Annotated in this window: 23 protein-coding genes and 3 pseudogenes; 15 read left to right on the top strand and 11 right to left on the bottom strand. The window is 68.2% G+C overall.

What is annotated here, in order from left to right; all coding sequences use genetic code 11:
* Positions 1-76: 76 nt before the first annotated feature.
* Together ACIREO_RS35685 and ACIREO_RS35680 are read right to left on the bottom strand one after the other, a co-directional pair.
* On the bottom strand, positions 77-784 hold the full coding sequence (locus tag ACIREO_RS35685) for a helix-turn-helix domain-containing protein (RefSeq protein WP_404118128.1): 708 nt from the start codon (positions 782-784) through the stop codon (positions 77-79).
* Positions 785-1,023: 239 nt separating this feature from the next.
* Positions 1,024-1,590, bottom strand: a complete 567-nt coding sequence (locus tag ACIREO_RS35680) for a hypothetical protein (RefSeq protein WP_404118126.1) — start codon at positions 1,588-1,590, stop codon at positions 1,024-1,026.
* Positions 1,591-1,701: 111 nt separating this feature from the next.
* On the opposite strand from ACIREO_RS35680, the gene ACIREO_RS35675 reads away from it, so the two are divergent.
* Positions 1,702-4,758 carry a Tn3 family transposase gene (locus ACIREO_RS35675; protein ID WP_404118123.1) on the top strand — a complete coding sequence of 1,019 codons (3,057 nt, stop codon included), beginning with the start codon at positions 1,702-1,704 and terminating at the stop codon, positions 4,756-4,758.
* A 29-nt stretch (positions 4,759-4,787) separates the two neighbouring features.
* Here the strand turns inward: ACIREO_RS35675 and ACIREO_RS35670 are convergent, their stop codons facing one another.
* From ACIREO_RS35670 to ACIREO_RS35655, 4 genes are all read right to left on the bottom strand, one after another.
* Positions 4,788-4,937, bottom strand: a complete 150-nt coding sequence (locus ACIREO_RS35670) for a hypothetical protein (protein ID WP_404118121.1) — start codon at positions 4,935-4,937, stop codon at positions 4,788-4,790.
* Positions 4,938-5,002: 65 nt separating this feature from the next.
* Positions 5,003-5,467, bottom strand: coding sequence for a GNAT family N-acetyltransferase (locus tag ACIREO_RS35665; RefSeq protein ID WP_404118119.1), 465 nt, complete (start codon positions 5,465-5,467; stop codon positions 5,003-5,005).
* 133 nt (positions 5,468-5,600) lie between these two features.
* Entirely contained in the window at positions 5,601-6,575 is a 975-nt protein-coding gene (locus ACIREO_RS35660) for a site-specific integrase (RefSeq protein WP_404118117.1), read from the bottom strand.
* Between the two features lie 354 nt (positions 6,576-6,929).
* On the bottom strand, positions 6,930-8,003 hold the full coding sequence (locus tag ACIREO_RS35655) for a MerR family transcriptional regulator (protein WP_404118115.1): 1,074 nt from the start codon (positions 8,001-8,003) through the stop codon (positions 6,930-6,932).
* Between the two features lie 273 nt (positions 8,004-8,276).
* Between ACIREO_RS35655 and ACIREO_RS35650 the strand changes: the two genes are divergently transcribed.
* Positions 8,277-8,714, top strand: a complete 438-nt coding sequence (locus tag ACIREO_RS35650; protein WP_404118112.1) for a hypothetical protein — start codon at positions 8,277-8,279, stop codon at positions 8,712-8,714.
* A complete protein-coding gene (locus tag ACIREO_RS35645; RefSeq protein ID WP_404118139.1) occupies positions 8,714-9,868 on the top strand; it encodes an integrase in 1,155 nt (384 codons plus the stop codon). The genes ACIREO_RS35650 and ACIREO_RS35645 overlap by 1 nt, the downstream gene beginning before the upstream one ends.
* Positions 9,869-10,044: 176 nt before the next feature.
* On the opposite strand, the pseudogene ACIREO_RS35640 reads toward ACIREO_RS35645, so the two are convergent.
* Positions 10,045-10,176, bottom strand: a pseudogene (locus tag ACIREO_RS35640) (MarR family transcriptional regulator); the annotation flags it as partial.
* An 18-nt stretch (positions 10,177-10,194) separates the two neighbouring features.
* Between ACIREO_RS35640 and ACIREO_RS35635 the strand changes: the two are divergent.
* The 6 genes and pseudogenes from ACIREO_RS35635 to ACIREO_RS35610 all read left to right on the top strand — a co-directional run.
* A pseudogene (locus tag ACIREO_RS35635) lies at positions 10,195-10,617 on the top strand (RHS repeat protein); the annotation flags it as partial.
* Between the two features lie 278 nt (positions 10,618-10,895).
* On the top strand, positions 10,896-11,189 hold the full coding sequence (locus ACIREO_RS35630; RefSeq protein WP_404118110.1) for a hypothetical protein: 294 nt from the start codon (positions 10,896-10,898) through the stop codon (positions 11,187-11,189).
* A gap of 23 nt (positions 11,190-11,212) precedes the next feature.
* Positions 11,213-11,371: a hypothetical protein gene (locus tag ACIREO_RS35625; RefSeq protein ID WP_404118108.1), complete on the top strand. Its 159-nt coding sequence runs from the start codon at positions 11,213-11,215 to the stop codon at positions 11,369-11,371.
* A gap of 176 nt (positions 11,372-11,547) precedes the next feature.
* Positions 11,548-12,162, top strand: coding sequence for an RHS repeat-associated core domain-containing protein (locus ACIREO_RS35620; protein WP_404118106.1), 615 nt, complete (start codon positions 11,548-11,550; stop codon positions 12,160-12,162).
* Positions 12,163-12,552: 390 nt separating this feature from the next.
* Positions 12,553-13,451 (top strand): annotated as a pseudogene (locus ACIREO_RS35615) (IS1380 family transposase); the annotation flags it as partial.
* A 230-nt stretch (positions 13,452-13,681) separates the two neighbouring features.
* On the top strand, positions 13,682-13,819 hold the full coding sequence (locus ACIREO_RS35610) for a hypothetical protein (RefSeq protein WP_404118104.1): 138 nt from the start codon (positions 13,682-13,684) through the stop codon (positions 13,817-13,819).
* Positions 13,820-13,910: 91 nt separating this feature from the next.
* Here the strand turns inward: ACIREO_RS35610 and ACIREO_RS35605 are convergent, their stop codons facing one another.
* Positions 13,911-14,546, bottom strand: a complete 636-nt coding sequence (locus ACIREO_RS35605; protein ID WP_404118101.1) for a DUF6461 domain-containing protein — start codon at positions 14,544-14,546, stop codon at positions 13,911-13,913.
* A 187-nt stretch (positions 14,547-14,733) separates the two neighbouring features.
* On the opposite strand from ACIREO_RS35605, the gene ACIREO_RS35600 reads away from it, so the two are divergent.
* Positions 14,734-15,258, top strand: coding sequence for a hypothetical protein (locus ACIREO_RS35600; RefSeq protein WP_404118099.1), 525 nt, complete (start codon positions 14,734-14,736; stop codon positions 15,256-15,258).
* 450 nt (positions 15,259-15,708) lie between these two features.
* Positions 15,709-15,882 (top strand): hypothetical protein, encoded by a 174-nt coding sequence (locus ACIREO_RS35595; protein WP_404118097.1) that lies wholly within the window; start codon positions 15,709-15,711, stop codon positions 15,880-15,882.
* Here ACIREO_RS35595 and ACIREO_RS35590 read toward each other — a convergent pair whose 3' ends face one another.
* Positions 15,883-16,185 carry a hypothetical protein gene (locus tag ACIREO_RS35590; protein ID WP_404118095.1) on the bottom strand — a complete coding sequence of 101 codons (303 nt, stop codon included), beginning with the start codon at positions 16,183-16,185 and terminating at the stop codon, positions 15,883-15,885. It lies immediately after the preceding gene.
* 40 nt (positions 16,186-16,225) lie between these two features.
* Positions 16,226-17,566 carry a hypothetical protein gene (locus ACIREO_RS35585; protein WP_404118093.1) on the bottom strand — a complete coding sequence of 447 codons (1,341 nt, stop codon included), beginning with the start codon at positions 17,564-17,566 and terminating at the stop codon, positions 16,226-16,228.
* Between the two features lie 245 nt (positions 17,567-17,811).
* On the opposite strand from ACIREO_RS35585, the gene ACIREO_RS35580 reads away from it, so the two are divergent.
* Positions 17,812-18,828 carry an NAD-dependent epimerase/dehydratase family protein gene (locus ACIREO_RS35580; RefSeq protein WP_404118090.1) on the top strand — a complete coding sequence of 339 codons (1,017 nt, stop codon included), beginning with the start codon at positions 17,812-17,814 and terminating at the stop codon, positions 18,826-18,828.
* On the opposite strand, the gene ACIREO_RS35575 is transcribed toward ACIREO_RS35580, so the two are convergent.
* Positions 18,829-20,133 carry a DNA-binding protein gene (locus tag ACIREO_RS35575; RefSeq protein ID WP_404118087.1) on the bottom strand — a complete coding sequence of 435 codons (1,305 nt, stop codon included), beginning with the start codon at positions 20,131-20,133 and terminating at the stop codon, positions 18,829-18,831.
* Positions 20,134-20,442: 309 nt separating this feature from the next.
* On the opposite strand from ACIREO_RS35575, the gene ACIREO_RS35570 reads away from it, so the two are divergent.
* From ACIREO_RS35570 to ACIREO_RS35560, 3 genes are read left to right on the top strand one after another with little or no spacing between them, the layout of a single operon-like run.
* Complete coding sequence (locus tag ACIREO_RS35570; RefSeq protein ID WP_404118085.1) at positions 20,443-20,952, top strand: ATP-binding protein; 510 nt, start codon at positions 20,443-20,445, stop codon at positions 20,950-20,952.
* On the top strand, positions 20,949-21,419 hold the full coding sequence (locus ACIREO_RS35565; RefSeq protein ID WP_404118083.1) for a DUF6415 family natural product biosynthesis protein: 471 nt from the start codon (positions 20,949-20,951) through the stop codon (positions 21,417-21,419). The genes ACIREO_RS35570 and ACIREO_RS35565 overlap by 4 nt, the downstream gene beginning before the upstream one ends.
* Entirely contained in the window at positions 21,416-22,171 is a 756-nt protein-coding gene (locus ACIREO_RS35560; protein ID WP_404118080.1) for a hypothetical protein, read from the top strand. The genes ACIREO_RS35565 and ACIREO_RS35560 overlap by 4 nt, the downstream gene beginning before the upstream one ends.
* Positions 22,172-22,314: the final 143 nt, after the last annotated feature.

Here is a 22,314-nt window from a genome sequence, read left to right as displayed (position 1 = left end):
CACCGCAGCCAGCCGGCTCGCGGCACCCAAACCCGTGAACTGGTGCGGAAAACGACTCACGTGGTGCCAGAGCAACTCACAACCAGATCACTAGGTAGGCCAGCGCACCGCCGCGGCCGTACTCGTGGTTGACGCGCATCGCCCGGGCCCGGCCCGGGGCCAGGGTCGGATGGCAGCGGCAGCGGGCCTGGACGGAGGTCTTCTCGTCGCTGGAGAGGACGTACTCATCCTCGCCCAGCGGGACACCCTCGAACGTGCGGGCGTAAAGGTCCAGGACACGTTGGGCCTTGGTGCGGAAGCCCGGGTCGCGGATGAAGATCCAGGACCGGTACTGCCAGGGCTTGAGCGCGTCCTCGCGCAGCCAGCGGCGCACCGTGGACGCGGAGACGGTATCGGTGATCCCGCGCGCGGTCAGCTCGGCGGCCAGCTCCGGGCAGGACCAGCGCGACAGCGACACGCCCGTCTCGGCGGGCAGCTGGCAGGCCAGTGCCTTGGCCTCGGCGACCTGAACGGGGGTGAAACGGGCGGGGCGCCCGGAGCGCCTGCCGTCGGACAGCGCCGGCAGCCCGCCGTGGGCGAACCGGCCGCGCCAGGTCCGGACCGTGTCCACGTGCAGGTGGGTCTCGGCTGCGATCCTGGCATTACCCCGGCCACGTGCCGCAAGGAGGACGACTGCGGCACGCTGCCGGGCTTGGTACGGAGTCTTGTGCCCGTAGGCCATCTTCTTCAGCCGGTGGCGCTCGGCGGCGGTCAGCACCACCGCCACGGCAGCGCGTATGGCCACGTACCTGCCCCCCGGATCCTGCGGCAGGCTGATCAGCCTGAATGATTTCGACTGTCCCCCGCTCTTCCTTCCACATCGTTGGATCTTCAGGAGGCAGGAAGAGCGGTAGTGACCGGCATGTTGACGGCCCGCCGACCGTCAGGTCGGCGGGCCGTCGTGATCGTTGAAGGTTCGTCGGCTCCCAGGAAGGCGGCCGGTGGGCTACGCGCGTGTCTCGTGTGTCACCGCTTCGGGGGCGCTCACGCGGCGGTCCGGACCTTGATCGCGTGGCTGAGGGCGGCCTGCTCGTCGTCGGGAAGGCGACGCTCGGCATGGAGCATGCGCAGAGCGGTGGTGATGCGTTCCTCGTCCTCGGCTGTGCCGAGGCTGCCCATGTACGGGGGCAGCAGCAGGCTCAGGGCTTCGAGGTCCGCGCGTGCGCAGAGCGTGGTGAGGAGTTCACCGACCGGGACTTCGTGGTGCTGCGGTGCGGGCCGGGCGGTGGCACGCAGTCCTGCGGCGATGCGGTAGCGGAGCCATTGCTGGTGGGGGCCGGCCGGGACGTCGTCGATGTGCTTGGCGGCGGACTCGAAGTGTTCGCGGGCCTGCTCGATCTGGCCCAGGTCCCGGTGGGCCCGGGCCATGTTGCCGTGAAGTGAGGCATAGAAGCCGCGGACACGCTCGTCGCCGACCTTGTCGGCCCGGTTCAGGCACTCCTGGTTCCAGCGCAGAGTCTCCTGCGGGGTCGGCTGGTGCCGGGCGAGGTAGTGCGCGGCGATGCAGGCGTCGTAGTCGTCCTCGGCCGCTTCCCGGGGCCTGAGGAACATCCGTGTCAGATCGTGCGCTAAGGGTTCGCCGGGCTGTTTGGTGCTTTGACCTGGGGTGATTGAGCGTCAGAGCCTTCGCGGGTCGTTGTTTTCGATCTTCGGAGAGTTGTTGTGGCGGTCGAGTTCCTGACGGATGAGCAGGCGGCCCGGTACGGGTCGTTCCATGAGGCGCCCTCGCGGGCGGAGCTGGAACGGTACTTCTTCCTGGACGATGCGGACCAGGAGGCGGTGCAGGCCAAGCGGCGGTCGCACAACCGGCTCGGGTACGCGGTCCAGCTCACGAGCGTGCGGTTCCTGGGCCGGTTCATGCCGGACCCGCGGCAGGTGCCGGCAGAGGTGGCGGAGTACCTGGCGGGGCAGTTGGAGATCGAGGACGCCTCGTGCCTGAAGCTGTACGGCGAGCGGGACGGTACGGCCCGTACGCACGCCGGGGAGATCCAGGAGGCCGGGGGCTGGCGGGACTTCGCCGAGGTCCGCGAGGAGCTGGCGGGGTGGCTGGACGCGCGGGCGTGGACGACGGGGGACGGGCCGAAGGCGTTGTTCGACGCGGCGGCGGGATGGCTCCGCGAGGGCCGGGTGCTGCTGCCGGGGGCGAGTCGTCTCGCCCGGCTGGTGGGCTCGGTGCGGGAGGCGGCGAACCAGCGGTTGTGGGACACGCTGTACGGGATGCTCGGGGTGGGGCAGCGGGCGGTGCTGGACTCGCTGCTGACGGTGCCTGCGGGTGAGCGGGTCTCGGAGCTGGACCGGCTGCGCCGGGGTCCGGTGCGGGTCTCAGGCCCGCAGATGAAGCGGGCGCTGGAGCGGGCGGAGGAGATCGCCGCGCTGGGGATGGGCGCCGTGGACGTGTCGGGGGTACCGCCCCGGCGCCTGGCGGAGCTGTCGCGGTACGGGGTGGACGGGAAGGCGTCGCTGCTGCGCCGTCACTCCGATGCCCGGCGGCTGGCGACGCTGCTGGCCACCACCGTGTATCTGACCTCGCGGGCGGTGGACGACGCGCTGGACCTGCTGGAGGTGCTGATCGCGACGAAGCTGCTGGCGAGGGCGGAGCGGGAGAGCGCGAAGGAGAAGCTGAAGACGCTGCCGCGTGTGGAGCGGGCGTCGGCGAAGTTGGCGACCGCGTTCCAGGTCGTGTTCGACACCACCTCGGAGCAGGTCGACACCGACACCGGGGAGATCACTCGGCCGAAGGTGGAGAGCCTGGACGCGATGTGGGCGGCGATCGAGCAGGTGGTGCCCCGTCACGAGCTGGCTGCGGCGATCGCCGCGCTGTTCGAGCTGACCCCGCCGCTGGACTCCGACGCGGATGAGGCGTGGCGGGCCATGCTGGTGGGCCGGTTCGGCACCGTGCGGCCGTTCCTGAAGCTGCTGATCACGGTGGTGGACTTCGACGCCACTCCGGAGGGCGAGCCGGTGCTGTCGGCTTTGTTGTCGCTGCCGGAGCTGATGGGCCGCAAGAAGGTCGGCCCGGCTGAGATCGACACCGGCCTGCTCACCGGCTCCTGGCGGCGTTTGGTCCTGTCCGCCCCGCACCTGGAGCCCGGGACGGTGGACTGGAAGGCGTACACGTTCTGCGTGCTGGAGCAGCTGCACCGGATGCTGCGCAGCAAGCAGGTCTTCGCGAAGAACTCCTCGAAGTGGGGTGACCCGCGGGCGAAGCTGCTGGCCGGTGAGGCGTGGCAGCAGGCCCGGCCCACCGTGCTCGCCTCGCTGAACCTGCCCGGCGAGGCCGGTGCCCACCTGGCGGCGAGGGCCGCGCTGCTGGACGGCACCTACCGGGAGGTCGCCGCCCGCGTCCCGGACAACGCGCAGATTGTCTTCGACGACGACGGCCGTCTGCACTTCGCCGCTCTGGAGCCGGAGCCCGAACCGGCCTCCCTGCTCGACCTGCGCGCGGCGGTGAACGCGATGCTGCCGCGTGTGGACCTGCCGGAGGTGCTGCTGGAGGTGATGTCCTGGACCGGCGCCGACCAGGCGTTCACCTCGGTCACCGGCGGCGAGGCCCGGCTGAAGGACCTGAACGTCACGATCGCCGGGCTGCTGGTCGCCCACGGCTGCAACGTCGGCTACACCCCGGTGATGGGCGGCGCGGACGCGCTGAAGTACGGCAGGTTGTCCCACGTGGACCAGACGTACCTGCGGCTGGCGACCTACCGGGCGGCGAACGCGGCGCTCATCGAGTACCAGGCGTCCATCCCGCTGGCCCAGGCGTGGGGCGGGGGCCTGGTGGCCTCGGTGGACGGGATGCGGTTCGTCGTCCCCGTACCCAGCGTGTATGCGCGGCCGAACCCGAAGTACTTCGGCCGCCGGGGCGGCGCCACGTGGCTGAACATGATCAACGACCAGGCGGCCGGGCTGGGCGGGAAGGTCGTGGCCGGCACCCCGCGCGACTCGCTGTACGTGTTGGACGTCCTCTACGACCGCGACGGCGGCAAGCGTCCGGAGATGATCGTCACCGACACCGCCTCTTACAGCGACATCGTGTTCGGGCTGCTGACCCTGGCAGGGTTCGCCTACGCTCCGCAGCTCGCGGACCTGCCGGACCAGAAGATGTGGCGCATCGACCGGACGGCCGACTACGGGGCCTTCCAGGACGCTGCCCGCGGCCGGGTCGACCTGGCCCGCATCGAGCGGCACTGGGAGGACAGCCTGCGGATCATCGGCTCCATCCACACCGGAGCCGTCCGCGCCTACGACGTCATCCGGATGCTCTCCCGGGACGGACGGCCCACTCCGCTGGGCGATGCGATCGCGCACTACGGGCGGATTGCGAAGACCCTGCACATCCTGCGTCTGGCCGACGAGCCCGGCTACCGGCGGCAGATCAAGGTGCAGGCCAACCTCCAGGAAGGCCGCCACGCTCTCGCGCGGAAGATCTTCCACGGGCGGGCCGGGCAGCTCTACCAGCGCTATCAGGAGGGCATGGAGGACCAGATCGGCGCGCTCGGCCTGGTCCTCAACGCGATGGTCTTGTTCACCACGCGGTACATGGACGCCGCCGTGAACCAACTGCGCGCCGACGGCTTCGACGTCCGCGACGAGGACGTCGCCCGCCTCTCCCCGTTCGTACGCCACCACATCAACGTGCTGGGCCGGTACTCCTTCCAGCTCCCCGACCTCCCCGGCGGGCTGAGGCCCCTGCGCGACAAGCACGCCACCGACGACGAGTAACAGCCCCCGCCCCGGCACCGGGGCGGGGATCACTCTCCCTCGGCGCGCGAGACCCTCACCACGGCGAAGTGGGCGTGGGCGTCGAGGCCGCTCTGCGCGGTCCGGCTGCCCGGGCCCTTCGCGCCGGCGGACGGCACCCGCGAGGCTGCGGCCGGGTCCAGTGCTGCTGGTGGAGCCATCAGCAGGATCTCCAGCGGCAGGGAGACCGTCGTGCGTGATGTGCCCGTGCGGCAGAAATGCGGGTTCAGTTCAGTTCCAGCACGCCCACCGTTTGGTCTCCGCTGGTCTCTCCCGTTGGGCGCAAGCCGAGTGCCAGATAGAAACCCGCTGGGCCATCCGCTCCGGGATGCCAGGTGGTCGTCAGCCGCGTGCCTCCTCGGCGCCGGATCTCGTTGGCAACGGACTGCACCGCGAAGCGTCCGAAGCCTCGGCCCTGCTTTCCGTCAGCGATGTTGAGACGCCAGAGTCCGGAGCGGAAGTCAGTGCCCTTGCCTGTCCAGTCGATGTCGAAGAAGGCCATGAGGAACCCGACGACTTCGTCGCCGTCGCAGATGAGCCGGGGCCATGCGATGCCGGGGTGGACGTATGCCTCGGCGAGTGACTTCACCACGGGTGCCACTAGGTGTTCCTGGTCGGGGCGGACTCTCAGGTCGATAGCGCTCTCGAAGTTGTCAGGAGTGATCTCTTGCAGGTGCAGTGATATTGGCATGTCCGCACTCTAAGTAGGTGCTGCAAGTGATTTTCCGGAGCGTGTTGGCCATGATCAGCCGACAGACCGGCACTTCTTGGCCCAGTCGTCGGTGGGTGGGCTCTTTCGGGTCCTCCCGGGGCTGTGCTGTTGGTCAGCGGCGCGTGCTGCTGGGTGCGAGCAGGCTGGTCAGCTCGGAGATCGCCTCGGGGGACGGCTTGAAGTAGCGGCGGACGTTCTCCGGCTTCTTGTGCCGGGACTTCGCCATCAGCATCAGCAGGGAGGCGCCCTGTACGCCGAGTTCGGTCAGCCCGGAGTGGCGGTACTCGTGCAGGTCCCAGCCGGTCCCCGGCCCATGGACGGCTGTGTGCTCATCGAGGAGGGCGCGGGCCTGGCCGTAGGAGAGGCGGGCCAGGCCGGTGTCCGGGCACACGTCGCGCGGGCTGACGACTTTCCCCGGGCCGGGTTGGCGGTGGGTGACGAAGACCGGGCCCCGGGTGCGGCCCTTGAGCAGGCGGGGCAGAAGCCGGGCGGTGCCCGCGTCCCAGTAGACCGTCTCCAGCACGAAGTCCTCCCGGGCCTGCCCCCGCCGGCGAGCCTTGCTCCGGGCGCCCTTGGCCTTCACTGGGCAGCGGCGGGCGGCGAGGTCCAGGTCCTCGATGTTGACGCCCAGGATCTCCTCCGCGCGGGCGCAGGTCTCGTAGAGCATCCGCCACAGCGTCTTTTCCCGCAGGTGGACCTCGCGGCGGGCGATGAGCCGGTCCACGGCCATCTTCGAGCGGGCCGGGGTCTCGGAGTCCGGCACCGCCAGCCGCTTCGTCCAGGCCGGAACGGACGGACTGTCGTAGCCGTACTCCGCGCACCAGCCCAGCCACGAGAGCACCGCGGCCCGGCGGGCGTTCCAGGTGTTGACCGCCGCGGTGCCCCACAGCAGTTCCAGGGCCTCGCCGATCTCGCCGTCCGCGACCGACCCCAGCGGGCGGGCCTCCCCGATCCGCTCGGCGGTCTTGCCGACCCCGGTCGAGTAGCTGCGGACGGTGTTCGGGTTGCGGAGCGAGTCGAGGAAGGCGTCGGCGGCCGCGCGGACGGTCAACGTCTTCCCGGCCGGCAGTTGCACGACGGTGGGCACCGCTTCCCCCTTGCCACGGATAACAGGGCCGCTTCACGTACGGCCCGGCAGACGTCACCGCAGGTGACGAATCAGGCTCCCGCAGATAATAGAGCGTTATCCGTGGAACAACTTCCGATCGGTCCCACGACCGACGCCCCGTCAGCCGCCCACCAGGGCCGACGAACGCTAAGCGCACGATCTGACACGGATGTTCCTCAGGCCCCTTCCCACGCTTGAAGGAACAGGTCCCGTGCCCGGGCATCTCGTCCTTCGGCCTCGGCCTGCATACCCTGCGCGCACAGCTGCACGACGATGTTCCCGGGGTCGGTCACGGTTCTCCTGAACTGATGGGGATGCGGTGTTGGGGAAGAATCAGCTGGAGGTGCTGAGGGCGACGGGCATGATCAGCGTGGTGAAGCTGCCCTGGTCCGCGGAACGCACCACGACAGGCCGATCCACGGCGGAGATCTCCAGCAGAACGTCGGGCCCGACACTGGCCTCCAGAGCGGAAGCCAGGACTGCGGGATCGAAACCGATCCGCTGGGGCAGGTCTTCATGGCAGACCGCAGGCAGGATGGCGGCGTCTGAGTGATCGGCAAGAGAGATGGTCATCGCGTCGCCTGCGAAGCTCAGAGCGATGCGGGCACCGTCGCCGTGGCTGTTGACCGCGTCGCGAAGGGCCAGGCGATCCACGATCACGCGGCATTCGGGCGGGGCCAGAGCCGAGAGCATCTCGCGGTAGGCAGGGAACAGGCCATCGGTCATCACCAGGGAACGGGACTCTGACGGACTGCGTACTCGGACGCCGTCCGGTCCGACCTGCATGGTGACCTCGTGGACTCGCGCCGCCCATTGCCCGAACTCGATCAAGTCAGCCGCGTGCACCAGCAGGCGGCAGGGCCCTCCATCGAGCGCCGCCGGCCTCAGGACACGCACCGACAGGCGATAGCGATCGGTAGCCACCAGACGAACCTCGCCGTCATCGATCTCGATGAGGACGCAGCCCAGCGCGGAGAGTTCCACGTCGGAGGCGGCGGCCGACACCACCTGGCGTACTGCACTGGCCAACTCCACGCCGCCGATTCGCACTTCCGTCGCACTGCCGGCAGCCGAGAGGGAACGTAGAACCACGGCGATGGCGTCCTCGGCCGTCTGCGTCTGGTCCCGCATCCTCTCCAAATGCCGCTCCAGCACCTCGCAGCCCTCGTGCTCGGGCCCGTCGAGCACCACGGTGACCTCAGCCAGCGGCAGTCCCGCTTCCCGCAGACTGCGCAGGAGAGCGGCACGGGCCTCCTGAGCAGGACTGTAGAAGCGGTATCCCGTCGCCCCGTCAACCCACGCCGGCCGCAGAACTCGGCAGTCGTCGTAGAAACGCAGGGCGCTCGGAGCGATCCCGACCCGCCGCGCGAAGGCGCTGATGCTCAGTAGTTCCGTGGTGCCGTCCATGGCCCCGATTGTCGACGTTCATCCAACTTGAAGGTCAACTCGCCCTTCGGCCGGGTTCCACGCCACCACCTGGCACGGGAGCTCCCTCAACGTCAACCCCCGAAGGACTTCGAGAGCCGACCACTTAAGATCGCGCACAGAGCAGCTTCGAACAGCTGACCACGTTCCATGATTCCACTTACGGAAGCTGCCTCTGGCACAGTGTCCGGCGACTGTCTCGTTAACACCCACCTATAATTTCCCTTGTACGTGGCTGCTTCGCTGGGAGGGATCATGAGGAAAGTGGGGGATGGACGTCCACTGCTCCTGCTCAATGTGGACGGCCCTCTGAATCCGTACGCCGCCCCACCGCACAAGCGGCCGGCCGGCTACAGCACGCACCGCATGCGCCCGACCGGGCGGAAGAACGAGGCGAACGACTGGATCGGAGGGCACCTCGGTCTGCCCACCCTTCCCTTCGTCGACTGGCCTTCCATGACCCCGCATAGCAATGCCCGACTGCACTGGAAGACACGGGCGTTGGCCGCATACGCCGAGGGCCGCCCGTTCGCATGGGTGGACGACGAGCTGGGCCCGGAGGGCCGTGAGTGGGTCCAGAGGAATCACGACGCTCCGGCGCTTCTGCACTGGGTGAGCCCCCGTCTGGGCCTCCTGTCGGAGGACTTCCGCGCACTGTCCGAGTGGGCAGCAGAGCTGGAACAGGCGGCGTGATGGAGCACGAGGCCGACATGGAGGTGGTGGACGCGGAGCTGGTGGACGACGGCCACCTCCCCGCCGCCATCCAGCCGCGGCCGCTGGCCAGCCCGGTGGTCGACCGGCACACCATTCTCTACCCGGGCCAGGGGCTCCCCACCGAGTCCGACCAGCCGACGTACACCGAGCGGGACCTGTACGTCTCCGAGCAGACCGCCGAGCGGCTGGAGAACCAGTCCGCACCGAAGAACACCAGCGCCAACTACTTCTCCCAGCGCAACAAGTTCGCCGCCTGGTGCGCCGACGAGAGCCGTGTCGCCCGGCCGTGCACCAGCGCCACCTACGTCGAGTACGTCGCCCACCTCATCGAGCTGGGGCGCTCCCCGAACGCCATCAACGCCGCCATGTCCGCAATCCGCACCTGGATGCCCGAGGACCAGAAGCCCGGCACCAAACAGGCCCGGGGCATGCTAAACGAGTACAAGAAGACATGGGCCAAGCGCACCGCGGTTCGTAAGGCGCCCCCGATCACGGACGAACTGCTGCGAGCCATGGTCGCCACGTGCGACCTGCGGACCATCGCCGGGCGCCGCGACCGGTGCATGCTCCTCCTCGGCCGAGGCGCCCTCAACCGCAGGATCGAGCTCGCCGACCTGTCCATCGCCGACGTCGCGGTCGACGACGACTTCGTCACCCTGCACATCCGATCCTCCAAGACCGACCAGGAAGCCAAGGGCGAGCACACCGACATCCCTGCCGACGACGACCCCCTCCTCGACCCCGTGGCGGCCGTACGGGACTGGCTCACCGCCCTCCACCACCTCGGAGTCCGCGAAGGCGCGTTCTTCCGGGCCCTCACCTCCCGCGGCACCCTCCAGAACCGGGCCGTCGCGAAGGAACGCGGGGACTACGTCACCGGGGACGCCATCAACGACTGGGTCCGCGGCCGTGCCCACAAAGCCGGCGCGAGGAACTGGCAGCAAATCACCGCCCACGGGCTACGCCGCGGCGGGGCACAAGCCATCGCGGAGGCCGGTGGGGACCCGACGAAGCAGGGCCGGTGGAAGCCGGGCTCGGCGGTCGTGAAGCGGGAGTACCTGGACCGCGCGCAGTCCAGAGCGGAGAATCCGTGGCTCAGGGTGCAGGCCAAGCGTCGTGGGGAACCAGCGTGACACCCGTGGCAAGCAGCGTATTGGAGGAGGCGCACGCTCCCGTCCCTGTCCAGGAAGCGCAGGCCTGAGCCCTCCAGAACGGGAATGCGGCGCGCGTCAGGTGAGACTTTGATCGGTACTTGGCCGCGTTGATTTGCCTCGATCAGCGCAGAGCGTACCCATCGGCCGTCCTCCGTCAGCGCTGCAACGCGTGAACGGCGGTCGGCGGGGTCGGCGGAACGTTCGACGAGTCCCCGGCCGGTGAGCTGATTCATGACGAAGCTGAGGTTGGGCGCGTTGCAGTACAGCCGGCCTGCCAGTTCCTTCATCGAGGGCGGCGCCTCGTAGACCCCGGCTGCCCGCGCGGCACCACGTACACGATCAACGACGCCCAGCAGGTCACCGCGAAGAACGGCTCGACGGCGAACTGGTCCTACGACAAGATCGGCAACGAGACCGCCGGCGCCTCGACCCCCGCGGGCACCAGGACCGGAGAGAAGTGGTCCGACTACTCCCAGATGACCTCGGTCACCGTCGCCGGGAAGACATACGCCGGGCAGTACGGCTCCACCGACCAGTCCGAGCGGATCAAGCTCGGTGACACGTTCTTCCACAACGGCCCGATCGGCCTGGCCGGCACGTCGACCGCCGGAGTGGACACGGGATTCAACCGGGAACCCGGGGGCACCCTGAACTCCATGACCCGCGGGGGGAAGAACTACTACTACCTGACCGACGCACTCGGCAGTGTCGTCGCCCTGGCCGACGAGTGGCTTCGTGCATCTCAAGGAACAGCGATTGTCGACCGGTTCCGGAGTCAGTTGTCGATCAGCTGGCTCGTGAATGTCGAAGAGAAAGGACGGCAGTGCCGTGGCAGGCCACCACGCCGGCTCGGCCCTACGGCCGTCGCCGCGGCTCAGGATTTCCTCTGACACGCGATCGGTCGGACACCCCTCCTCGGCGATGCCAGCTGGCTCCGTCGGCGGTCTCGTCGACGAGGAAGCCGTGATTCGGAGACAGCCCGCCGCGGCGCTCGTAGGATGCCTGGATGCCTAAGCCGATACGGATGAGCCGCCGCGCGTGGGGTGCCGCGTGGGCGGTGCTGTGCGCGGCTTGCCTCGCCGCCACCGCCAAACTGAACACCTCCTCGGCACCAGACCCGCAGCCCGAGAAGTCCGTCAGTGCCGCGTGCGCCGAACGCATCGCGGACATCGAGACGCAGCTGGCCAAAGCCAAGCAGGAAGGCAAGGGAGACGGAGTGCTGGTCTTTTCACAAGTCCAGGTCGGCACCGAGGACGATTGCCGTGACGATCTCCGTAACCACTTCCGTGGTGATCAGTGAGCCGCGGTACCTGGCTCGCCGTGATGGCAGGGCTAACCGTCGTCGCTGCCGGGGCGACCATTGCCGTGGGCGCCACGTCGGAACCGAAGCCGCGGCCCACGCCGCCGCGGGTGTACTCCTCCTGCCTGGTGGCCGACACCAAGCCGGTGTCGGCGGACGACGACCCGTGCGACGGCCGCTGAAGAACGTCCGAGCGACCGTCCGCCGCATGGCAGAGCACCCAAACCCAAGCCGGCCTCTTGGCCGACGGCGCCACCACAAGAACCGTGGACATCGGGGTCCACCCCGATGAGGGGGACCCTGTTCGTCGAGGGTGGGGAGATCTAACTGGCCACCGACAGCCCTGGCAAGAGACCTGGTGCCTCCCAAACTCATCAACACCACTCGCCCGTGGAACGGGGTGCCTCCCAAGACCATCGACAAGCGACGTCAGAACTGCTCGATAAGGCCAGACGAGACCGGCGCGAAGGTCAACAGCTACGGCTACAGCCCCCGAGGCGTCTCCCGCAGCACCACCAGCGAGACGGTGCCCCAGCCCTACCGGTTCGCCAGCGGCTACCAGGACCCCACCGGCCTCTACCACTTCGCCGCCCGCTACTACGATCCCAACATCGGCCGCTTCACCAACCCCGACCCCTCCGGCCAGGAAGAGAACCCCTACCTCTACGCATCTGGCGACCCCGTCAACAACATCGCCCCCACTGGTCTCTTCGACTGGAAAAGTGTTGCAGTCACTGCTGGAGCAGCGGTGGGCATCGGCGCAGCGGCGCTCGTCGTGGGCGCGGCATGCGGGGCGACCGCCGGGGCAGCGTGTGTCGCCGCCGGAGCGGTAACAGCTGGGCTATGGGGTGGGGCCGCTGCAGGTGGCACAGCAGCAGCCATTGGCGCTGACACGGAATCAGCCACACTGGGAGGTGTGGCAAACGGCCTCATCAGCCCGTATCTGCCCATATTCCGTGGGGCCGGAAGCTGACAAATGGAGACTGCCTGGTGCCGCCCCCCAGGGGCGGCACCAGCGCTCAGGGAGAAGAATGAAACCGACGAAAGTTGTAGGAGCGGTCGGATCAGTCCTCCTGCTCATGGCCCTCACACTCGTCTTCATGTACCCCTGGCAAGCAGGCTGGAAAGCTGCGCACGCGTGGCTTTGGATGCTTTGTGTTGGTGTGGCGGTCGTAGCTATCTCATCGACACTCACCTATGTCAGAAAACGCCGAAAGTCCGCACGCCGATCGACGCCTTAACCTCGCGCTTTCATGAAGCGGGCCGTCCGACGGGTGGTCAGGTAAGCGAAAAGTGCCTCTGACCAGCAAGAATGAAGATTGTCGAGGTCCTTGTTCCTGCTCCAGCCGGAGGCACTTCTCAGGTGAAGAAGAGTATCGGGTCGTACCCGCGTGTCCGCATCGAGGGCGGTGGCCGGGCGGTGGTCTCGCAGGCCGGGGGCGTACTGCTCTGGTCGAGACCGTCCGCAAGGCAGGCTTGGACACCGCGATATCAGCGACGCTGGCGCCGTGGCGGAAGGCTCGGGCGGTGCACGATCCGGGCAAGATCCTGCTGGACGTGGCTCTGGCGGTCGCGCTGGGCGGGGATTGCCTCGCGGATGTCGCCATGCTGCGGGCCGAGCCGGCTGTGTTCGGGCCGGTGGCCTCCGACCCGACGGTCTCCCGCCTCATCGACACCCTCGCGGCCTCCGTGGAGAAGGCCCTGCGGGCCATCCGTGCCGCGCGGGCTGAAGTCCGCCAGCAGGTCTGGCGGTTGGCCGACCGGAAAGCGCCTGATGCGGGCGGGACGGTGACCGTGGACCTCGACGGGGTGCTGGTGCTCGCGCACTCGGACAAGGAAGATGCCGCACCCACGTGGAAGCGGACCTACGGTCACCACCCGCTGATGGGGTTCGTCGACCACGGACCGGGCGGCACCGGTGAACCGGTCGCGGCCCTGCTCAGGCCGGGCAACGCAGGCTCGAACACGGCGGCCGACCACATCACCGCCACCCAACTTGCCCTGGCCCAGCTGCCGAAGAAGTACCGGAGCGGACGCCGGACCCTGATCCGCACCGACTCCGCGGGCGGCACCCACGACTTCGTCGCCTGGCTCGCCCAGCGAGGACGGTGGCTGTCCTACTCGGTCGGCATGACGGTCACCGAGCAGGTCCACCAGCACGTGCTGAAGGTTCCGGCATCGGCCTGGACGCCGGCCGTCGAAACCGGCGGCGAGATCCGCGACGGCGCCTGGGTCGCCGAACTCACCGGCGACGTCCAGGACTGAATCGCCCCGCGTTTGATGGAGACATCGAAGACCCGGAAGGATTGGATCATGCCTGCTCCCCGTAAATACCCCGATGAACTGCGTGAGCGTGCGACGCGTCTGGCGATCGAGGCCCGCAAGGACCCGGTCGGCCGGGCCGGCGCGATCAAGCGCATCGCCGACCAGCTCGATGTCCACCCCGAGGCCCTGCGGGGTGGGTCAAGCGGGCCGAGACCGACGAGGGACTCGTGCCCGGGATCACCAGTGCCGAGGCCGTCCGGATCGCCGAGCTGGAGCGGGAGGTGAAGGAACTGCGGCGGGCGAACGCGATATTGAAGTCCGCCTCGGCTTTCTTCGCGGCGGAGCTGGACCGTCCACTGCGATGAAGGTCGCCTACATCGACCATCGGCGGACCGTCATGAAACTTCGAGGCTAAGATGACATCTTCAGCAAAAGAACCCATACGGAATGAGGAGGTTACAGCCGTCGCCCCAGCCGCCTCCGACTCTTCTGGGGAACCGCCGGACGTAGTAGCAGAGGGTCGCGGCGTGCGAAAGCTACGAGATCAGGCTTATCCATAATGACTGAGAGTAGCGGGCCGCGGAGAGTCTCCTTGGTGAGATCGCAGCCGACGTGCCCGGTGACGACTTCTAGGCACGCTGCCACAGGATCTAAACCGGTAGAGGTGAGCGCGTGGACCTTACTGGAGAATTCGTGCGAGCTGCGTCCCGAGACGCTGGGCGGGTATCCAGGCTCAAACGATTCGAGAAGTTCGCAATTCGCCACGTAATGGAACCCCGTCAACGCCTTTGCCGTGCGAAATATGACAATAGCTTCCGCATTCGTCGACAGTTCGCGCATAATTCCTTCATTGGACCCGAGTAGATATTCAAACTCTAGGCAAAATGTCCAGTCTCCGAGTGAACCTGCCCGCAAAACAGTAGTGGTGGCGTTAGTGACGTAAGCGCCAGGAGCGTCAGCCGTCAGCCAGCGGGCCTCTCCCGCATCGGCTCCATATATGTTGATTACTTCTTCTGGGGACTTGCCCAAGGATAGGGTCATGCAGAAGTTATTGGATTTATCCAGCTCGTGTGAAGTGAAAATTTTACTCACGGCTTTCTTTTCACTTATGGGCGTATCTTGCAATTTTCATCGCGAATGCGGCCTCGTTCATTCGCGGCAATGGCGAGGGCTGCCGTGAACGAACGAGGCCAGTATGTAACTACGACTATAGGTCGGGTACCTTGACGTAGAAGCGCTCACCGTCGATTAGGCGCTGAGTTGTTGTGAGAGTGGCGTATTGAAGGCCGCGCGCGGCCCCCGCAACCGGTTCCACCACGACCCGACCGCGCCCGGCCGCGAGGTCCTTCTGTACGAGGCCGCAGCCCAGACCCTGATGACGGCCCACGTGAAGGTGCTCGTCGTGAACACCGGGGAGGCCACCCCATCGGAGGTCGCTGCCGCAATCGCCGACGCGATCCCCGATTCGCCGATAGCGCGATCTCTGCTCTGCCCTGGCTCGCCCCCCAAGCGGTTGCTGCTGTCCGAGACATCACCGTGGCCCACCTGGGCGCGTCGCGAAGCTTCCGGCCCCGATGACCTGGCGCTGCCGTCTTCGACCACCTGCCGAGGCGGCCGAGGATATCGTGCATACAACGGCGACCGGGTCGCCTACGAGGCAGCGAACGCTGAGCTGATGCGCCGCGCCGATCGCCTCGTCGCGGCGTGGGACGGCACGTTCTTCGGACAAGGGCGGCATGGAGCGGGGACGAGGACCGTCCCCGCGGGCGCGAAGAGCACAGGTGCCGGGCGGCGGACGCCATGATGACAGGGGGCCATCCCCGCGGGTGCGGGGAGCCCGTCATCGTGGGTGGGCGTGCAGCACGGAGGAGACATCCCCGCGAGCGGGGGGCACAAGACATGAGTCGTCTCGATGAAAACAACGTCGGGACCATCCCTGCGGGCGCGGGGAGCACTTGGTCAGGATGCCGGCGGCGGTGGTGGGGTCGGGACCATCCCTGCGGGCGCGGGGAGCACTCTTGCTGAACTGCGAGTTTGTCATCCGCGATAGCCATTCCGCACCACTTTCACCAACCCCGAAAAAACATCCTTTCAATTTATATGACTACAAATCACCCCTCCCATGGTCCCTGAGCAGTGGACGAGCCTGGTGGGTTGGTGCAGCCGCCGGGGACGGTGCGGCGACTCCCGAGCGTGGAGCAACAGCCGCTGCGCGAGGACTTGGAGCACGTAGGCGGCCAAGGGAGTCTGGGCCGTGGACTCGACCCGCGCGGAGAAGGACGGACTGCGATGCCGCCCGCTCGTCGAGACGATCGCCGACACCTGGGCATGGCTCCAGGCCGACGGCCGCCCCGTGCACCACCCGCGGTGGGCAGAACACGGGGTCGACCCCGAAAAGGAAGCGAAGATCCTCGCCGCCCTTGCCTGATCAGCCCTCCAGCACGGCCACAGAGCCATTGCCGAGCTGGTGCTGCGTGCTTCGGGTGAAGTGCTCCAGCCGCTCGCCGACCTCGGTGGCGAGCGCTGCCTCACGGAAGCGTGAGTCCGTCAACGAACGGCGGACCTGCTTGGCGCGGGACAGAAGGCCCGTCGCCCGTTGCTCGCTCGGAACTTCCCAGACGTGGGTCAGGGCATGGGCCGCCCCGTCGAGGTCGCCGCGCATCAGCCGGGCTGCCGCCAGGTCGGCGCCCCACCCCGCCACCCTGGTGCAGCGAGCTTCAGCGTTGTCCAAGCCTCGATGAACAACGCCCTCGCGCAGCGGGGCAGTGGTCCTACGCCGCCTTGAGTGTGGCGACCTGGCGGGCGCGTTCTTCCAGCTCCTGGACTCCTGGGACGCGACGGTAGGCGGGAAGGGCCTTGAGCATGGTCTTCAAGTGCTCGTCCCCGCGGGCGGACGAGATGGTCACGTGCTCGTCGAGGAAGGTTCCCCAGGTCTGGCAGGCGGCTTCGATATGGCGCATACGGAACTGTCGCTCGGCGATCACGCCCGTGCAGTGGAGGCGCCCTTGCCGCTCCAACGGGGAGCGAACAGCGTTTGACCGGCGCAGGGAAGCGATCGAGGCTTCGTGGTCGCCCAGGTGCCAATGCACGTGAGCCTCGTGGAAGAAGTAGGCGGCCTGGTCGTATCCGCCGACGGCGTCGCGCCGGTCGTCGGCGCGTGACAGTGCGCTCTCCGCCTCCTTGAGCCAGCCCAGGGCGGTGTGGCGAGCGTCGGTCATCGATGCGGCTGCGGCTTGCTGCCCGCGCAGGAAGGCCACCAGGCGCGGGCCGGCGGAGGGGGCTGCCTCGGCGGCGGCTTCGGCCAGTTCCAGGCCCTTCTTGCCGTGGCCCAGGTGCGTTGCCTGCAGGCTCATCCCGCGCAGGGTGCGGCAGTAGGTGATGTGGTCCCCGGCGGCGCCGGCGAGGTCGAGGGCACGGAGGTAGTACTTCTGCCCCAGGCCTTGCTGGTCCTCGTACATGGCCATCCAGCCCGTGAGGTACACGAAGTCGGCGACGGCGGCCCGCATGTCGCGGGTGACCTCTTCCGTTCCGCTTGCCCGGAGGTAGGGCCCGGCCGTGTTGACGAGGAAAGCCGCGGCCATCGGGCGGGCGTGCCCGGCCCCGACCTGGTCCAGGATGTCGGCGACCTTGTCGGTCATGGTGCGGACGGTCTCCACGTCGGACCGGCCCACGTGCACCGTCCGCCCGGCCGATGCCGCCTCCAGCCGCCCTGTCAGGTCCTCGTACCGTGGCACGGCCAGTACCGCGGCGTACATTCCGGTCTTCAGCACCCCTCGGCGTGTGGGGCCCATGTCTGCCCTGCTCAGGTCGATCACTCCTGCCACCATGTCGTGCTTCGCGGCCGGCTTCTCCTCGCTCGGCAAGCCGATCTCCGCGCACGTTACGGGCCGTCCGAGCAGCCGAGAGAGCGCTTCGGTCAGGGCAGGGCGCGCTTCGGGCTTCGGCACGGATCCGGCGAGCCAGTGCGACACGCTGGTCTTGTCGTAATGCAGGCGGACGCCGAGTTCGCGGCCTGCGGCGTTCACCCGGCGTGCGAGCTGCGCATTTCCGATACCCCCTGACTGCATCAGGGCCGCAAGGGCTGTATTCGCTGTTCGCAGGCGACGTGCCATCGATGACCCCCTGGTGCGTTCAACCAGTTCAACCGTGCCTCCACTCTGCTCCCTTGCCCACTGGCACGTCGGGGAGTTGAGTGACTACCGGCCGTTCGATGGAGGCTCCCGAGCCGCCTCCGCGTCGCATCGCCCTCTCGGATTCGCCCTCCAAGGTTCTGACCACCAGCGCCACAGCAGTCTCCGTCGAGTCATGGGGGCCTATGCGCTTCCCGTTGCTCCGGCGGCACGGCAGGATTCTGCGCATGAGGATTCTGGTCATGGGTGGAACATGGTTCCTGGGCAAGCAGATCGTGCAGCAGGCGCTGGCCCGCGGCTGGGACGTGACGACGTTCAACCGCGGCCGTTCCGGGGCGGATGCCCCTGGGGTCCAGGCCGTCCGGGGCGACCGCACCGTGGCCGGCGACCTGTCCCGCCTCGCGTCCTCGGGACCTTGGGACGCAGTGGTGGATACGTCGAGCTCGGACATGCCGCCGCGCGATGTCCTTCTGGCCGTGCGCGCGCTTCGGGAGATGGCCGACCGATGGGTGCATGTCTCCACGGTGTCCGTCTACGAAGGGTGGCCGCACCAGCCGCTCACCGAGGCATCGCCCGTCCTGGACTGCCCGCCTGATGCTGACGCGTCGTTCGGCTGGACAGGAGCGGACGGTTCACCCACCGCCTACGGATTCCAGAAGGCAGGTGCGGAGCGCGCTGTGGAGGAGTCCTTCAGGGACAGGTCCGTGTTCCTGCGCCCGGGAGTCATCCTTGGTCCGGAAGAGTACGTCGGACGGCTTCCGTGGTGGCTGACCCGCACGGCGATGGGCGGTCGGGTCCTTGCACCGGCTCCCGCCGACCGGCACATCCAGCCTGTCGACGTCCGCGACGTCGCACGCTTCGCAGTCGACCAGACCGCTGCCATCACCACCGGCGCCTACAACATCACCCACCCCGAAGGCATCACCTTCCAGGGCTTCCTCGACGCCTGCTTCACCGTCACCCAAGGGGCCGGCCGGCCGGTGTGGGCAGAGCCCGGCCTGCTGTCCGAGCACGCGGTGAAGCAGTGGACCGAACTGCCCCTGTGGCGCACTCACAAGGGAGTCTGGGCCGTGGACTCGACCCGCGCGGAGAAGGACGGACTGCGATGCCGCCCGCTCGTCGAGACGATCGCCGACACCTGGGCATGGCTCCAGGCCGACGGCCGCCCCGTGCACCACCCGCGGTGGGCAGAACACGGGGTCGACCCCGAAAAGGAAGCGAAGATCCTCGCCGCCCTTGCCTGATCAGCCCTCCAGCACGGCCACAGAGCCATTGCCGAGCTGGTGCTGCGTGCTTCGGGTGAAGTGCTCCAGCCGCTCGCCGACCTCGGTGGCGAGCGCTGCCTCACGGAAGCGTGAGTCCGTCAACGAACGGCGGACCTGCTTGGCGCGGGACAGAAGGCCCGTCGCCCGTTGCTCGCTCGGAACTTCCCAGACGTGGGTCAGGGCATGGGCCGCCCCGTCGAGGTCGCCGCGCATCAGCCGGGCTGCCGCCAGGTCCGCGGCCGCGCCACCCACCACGGGCAGAGAACGGGTGGTCGGCGGCCGGGAGCTCACCAGCTCGAGGGCCCGCTGGGCCGCGGCCTCCGCCTGTTGTCCGTCGCCGAGGAGCAGGCAGGTGGAGCCGTTCGACATGGCCAGGCGTTCCTCGCTGAATCCGAACTCACCCCCCACCCCGTCGTGCAGATCGTCCAGCGTGCCATCGCAGACTTCGGTGGAGATGGTCAGGGCGCGTTGTGCCGACGGCGTATCCCCGAGGTGGCCGTAAGCGCGGGCCTCGATGGCCGCGAGCCGACGGCGGGCGATGTCGCCGAGTCCGGGCAGCATGGCCGCCCGGCGGGCGTACTGCGCTGCCTCGGCTGGGCGACCGGAGAAGTAGGCGATGTAGGCAAGCGTGCCACCGGCGTAGGCGCGTAGCGGCTCAAACCGTGCTGTCTCTCCGTACAGGGCCGCCGAACGTGCGAGGCGTGTGGCGCTGTCGAACGATCCCAGGTCGAACGCGGCCGTAGCGAGAATGGCGCACGCCTGGCCGGCAAGAACAAGGAGTTCCTGCTGCTGGATCGGGACCTGGGTGCGGTCGCGGTGCTGCTCGATCTCCTCCCGGAGGGAGCGAGCAGCACGGAACACGTCGAACGGCGGTAGTACGGCGTAGCGACGGGCCAGCCGGTGCACATCATCGCGCAGTTGTTCCACGGCGGTGTCGGAGATGGAGGCGGAGGCGGCTGCGCCTGCCTCGTTCTGGGCGTCGCGTGCGGTCATGTCGATCTCGGCTTCCAGGTTGTACGCGGGTGCGGGTGCATCAGGCGAGAGAGCCTGGAACAGTCGTTCGGCATCGACGTCGAACATGTCCTCGAGTACACGGCATGCTTCAGCGGCGGGCAGCCCCTGGATCTTGCCGGACGTCCAGCGTCGGAACTGCGCTTCGGAGACTGTCAGGTTCTTGACTCCGATCCGCTGACCAGCGGTTTCGAAGTTCTCGCGGAAGTCCCTATATGTCCAGCGCCGTTGCTCGACCAGGCCCTTGAGCACCGTCCTTGGGGTCTCACCCATGTTGTCCTCCTCGGCGTCGAGCTCGACGGATACGGCGTGTGTCCGCCACTCCCTCGCAGCAAGGGGATACCGCAGGCGACGCGCCTTGCAACGCCCCACGAGCAGGCGACACTTCGACGCTACCCGGGCGAGGCTTCGCTCACCTGAAAGAGCGCCAGATGCGGCCCCCAGGACATGGCGGTGACACCCGGTCACCGATCACGCTGATCGCCATCACCGAATGCATCGGAGTGGTGACCGCACGGCAGACCTTGGCCAGTACATGCGGGAACACGCGACGGCGCCCCACGACCTGCGGAAGGACTGGGTATGACCGCGACCGCGACCAGCAGTGCGGCCACAGCGCAGCAGCACCTCAGCAGCACATCCCTTGTCCGACGGCTCGGCACCACCGGCCGAGGCATGGACCTCTGCATCCCCCGCTCCTCTCCCCCAGGCCTCGGCAGCGCCGCTGAGATGTCCGAGGAGGACAGACTCTGGCCCGGACGCGTCCGCCGTACCGGCCGGGAACAGCTCCGCACGTGGGGGCTGGACATCCTGTGCGAGCCCGTCGAGCTGTGCCTGAGCGAACTGGTCACCAACGCCATGCGGTACGGCCGAGGGCCCGTCGTAGGCGTACGGCTGTACCGGACCGCCTCGTTCCTCTTCATCGAGGTGACAGACGGCTCTCCCGAGAGGCCCGTCCTCGGCGTCGCCGGCTCCGACGAGGAGAGCGGCCGCGGTCTGGCCCTTGTCGACGCCATCGCTGAATCATGGGGCGTCTCCGAGGACGGCACATGCACCTGGTGCCGTCTGAGCGTGCCGGAGGAGCAGCCGTGATCGCAGACGCCAAGGTGGTCCCGCACGCCCGCTTCCTGCTGCCGTCACGGGTCCACCCGGACGGGGAGACAACGCAAGCGTGGCTCCCGCCGCTCGACCCCGTGGAGTTACGACGCGTCCTGCAGAAGGTGCGTGTGTGGGAGCCGTTCGACGCGGACGCCCTGCTCGACGACGTCGGGACGGCGCTCGATGACGTGCCGCCTGCCGAGGAGTACCAGGAGGAGCTCGCGGAGCGCCTTCGTGGGCACCTCATGCAGCTCGTCGACATCGCGATCGGTGGCGATGCCGAGGCCAAGGACGCGACCGCGCATGCCCTCATCGAGCACGCTCGCGAGGTTCGTTCCAAGGACATGCCAGGAGATCCGCGCAGAGCCGTGGGCCACCTGCGTCGCATGGCCTGGACCGTCAACGAACTCCTCGAGCGACTACTGGCGACCAGGCAGCTCACGAACGTGGACGTGACATGAATCCCCGCCCCGAACGCCTCACCGAGACCCAGACGCAGACGCAGACGCAGACGAGAGAGACGAACCGTCCCGTGCGCCCCACCACTCCCCCGGCCGTCGTCCCCTACGTCACGCAGCGAGTGGGCGAAGAGGCAGCGCCGGACAACCTGGTCCTGCTGCCGTCGAGGGGCAGTCGCGGCCGCGGGAGTTACCGCCTGTTCTACGCGGACGAGGAGACGGGCCTCGACCGCGACCTCCGGCAGGTCCTGTGGGCCCGGGTGTCGTTCAACCCGTACGACCGGCGGCAGCACCCCACCGGGGCCCCGGAGTGGAAGCTCATGCATCCCTTCCGGCAGCGGATCTCGATGGAAGCGCTGCGCTGTCAGATCTGCATGGCCTCCGCGACGACGCCTCTGGGCACCATCTTCCTGGCCGGCGCTCACGACTACGAGCGCAAGGAGCCGCCACTCCTCACGAACCAGCCCCCCGTGTGTCCGAAGCACGTCCGTACGGCAACCGCCCTGTGCGCCCACCTCAAGGAGGACCCCGTCGTGTTCCTGGCGACGAGCGCACCCATGTACAGGGTCCTGGGCATGCTCTACGGCCTGGTGAACGGCCAGGTACAGGTCGTCACCCAGCCGAAGGAGCCTCTCCCCTACGGGCACCCGGACCTGCCCACGTTCCTGGCGTCTCAGCTCGTACGCCGCATGGCCAGGTTCCGCGTCCTCACCGTTCGCGAGCTGGCACGGGAACTGGCCGAGCTTCCCGGATAGACCGCAGCTCGTCGGCCACGGCCCTCTGACCGAGGCTGCCCCGCGCTGCTGTGCAGGGCTCGAGCCCCACCACCGACTTCGTGCTCGCCAACGGCTTCGCACCCACGGCGTTGTCGAGCACGGGCACAACCCCTCGTTGCGGG

Source organism: Streptomyces sp. NPDC102441, from assembly GCF_044765585.1.
Taxonomy (GTDB): Bacteria; Actinomycetota; Actinomycetes; order Streptomycetales; family Streptomycetaceae; genus Streptomyces.
The sequence above is the reverse complement of the archived record's forward strand: the minus strand, read 5'-3'. Positions and strand labels throughout refer to the sequence as shown.